Genomic DNA, 380 nt, shown 5'->3' on the forward strand with positions numbered 1-380 from the left:
AAAGTAAGGAGAGAATTTATTGAAAAAACTGATTAAATAAATATCCCCTTAAGTTATAACAATGAATTATGCTGCCTTAATAAAAAATTGAAGGAGAGTGTTTTTATGCCGGGAAATGATAATGGAATTGGAAAACCGAATCAAAGGACGTCTTTATTTACAGATGCAAACAAATATGGACCTAATGCAACAACCGTTGATATCACTTTGACAGATGCATATGGTGATGTAAATTGGCAATATACAGCAGCTTTAGAAAGGAATGTGAATGGTTCCTGGACAGCTACTGATCTTACGAGTGGTGTTTTTTACAACCAGGTAACTAAGTCATTCAAAATCACAGACAATCTCCCTGGGTTGTACCGTGTACGTGCGTACTT

General features: G+C 35.5%; 1 pseudogene. It reads left to right on the forward strand.

Features of this window, described 5'->3' with window-relative positions:
- Positions 1-105: 105 nt before the first annotated feature.
- A pseudogene (locus tag JDS96_RS30790) lies at positions 106-380 on the forward strand (hypothetical protein); the annotation flags it as partial.

It is taken from the genome of Bacillus cereus group sp. N21, from assembly GCF_016483395.1.
GTDB lineage: Bacteria > Bacillota > Bacilli > Bacillales > Bacillaceae_G > Bacillus_A > Bacillus_A pseudomycoides.